The 1,089-nt window shown below is 41.9% G+C and carries 1 protein-coding gene; it reads left to right on the top strand.

Going from position 1 to position 1,089, the window contains the following annotated elements; all coding sequences use genetic code 11:
- Window positions 1–374: hypothetical protein (locus D4A39_RS18940; RefSeq protein ID WP_233552515.1), on the top strand; the 374-nt coding region annotated here is incomplete at its 5' end.
- Window positions 375–1,089 lie beyond the last annotated feature (715 nt).

Genomic DNA, 1,089 nt, shown 5'->3' with positions numbered 1-1,089 from the left:
GGCAAGGCAAGGCAAGGCAAGGCAAGTTTATTTATATAGCACAATTCATACGCTGGGCAACTCAAAGTGCTTTACATAAACAAACAACAACAAAAAACAAAAACAAATTACAAGCAAAAAATAAAATGAACATAAAATTAATCATTCAATTAATTAAAATAATACTAAAAGAGAAAAGTGCAGATAAAATACTTTTAGTTGTTATATGCAGTGTTGAACAGAGCTGTTTTGAGCCTGGACTTGAACATTGTCAGAGTAGAGGCCTGTCTCACCTCGTCTGGAAGACTGTTCCAGATTTTAGCTGCATAAAACTGAAACGCTCCCTCGCCGTGTTTGGTCCTGACCCTGGGCACCAACAGGAGACCTGTCCCTGAGGTCCTCAGAGTCCGAGATGGTTCATATGGGACTAACATGTCAGAGATGTACTTTGGTGCTGAGCCATGGAGCGCCTTAAACACCAGCAGAGCTGCTTTAAACTCTATCCTCTGAGAGACAGGAAGCCAGTGTAGAGACCTGAGGACAGGACTAATATGGTCGTACTTTCTGGTCCTAGTCAGGACTCGAGCAGCAGCGTTCTGTATGTACTGCAGCTGTTTTACAGCTCGCTTAGTAAGTCCAGTGTGAAGACCATTGCAGTAATCTAGTCTGCTAGAGATAAATGCATGGATGAGTCTCTCTAAGTCTGGTTTAGACACAATACCTTTGATTCTGGCAATGTTTTTGAGATGGTAAAAAGCTGTTGATGTTATTGCTTTAATGTGGCTGTTAAAGTTCAAGTCTGAGTCCATTATTACCCCTAGATTTCTAACTTGATTTTTAGGCTTTAGGGAAAGTGACTCGAGGTGACTGCTGACGCTTTCCCTTTGTGTGTGTGGACCAAAGATAATGACTTCTGTCTTATCTGGGTTAAGTTGTAGAAAGTTATTTTGCATCCACACAGTGATCTGTTGAAGGCAGTGACAGAGTGAGTCCACAGGCTCAGAGTCACCTGCTGTCAGTGAGATGTAAATCTGAGTGTCATCTGCATAGTTGTGGTAGGACACATTGTTACTGCGAATTAACTGTCCCAGAGGAAGCATGTAAAGATTG

The organism is Alcanivorax profundi, assembly GCF_003597125.1.
Lineage (GTDB): Bacteria > Pseudomonadota > Gammaproteobacteria > Pseudomonadales > Alcanivoracaceae > Alcanivorax > Alcanivorax profundi.
The sequence above is the reverse complement of the archived record's forward strand: the minus strand, read 5'-3'. Positions and strand labels throughout refer to the sequence as shown.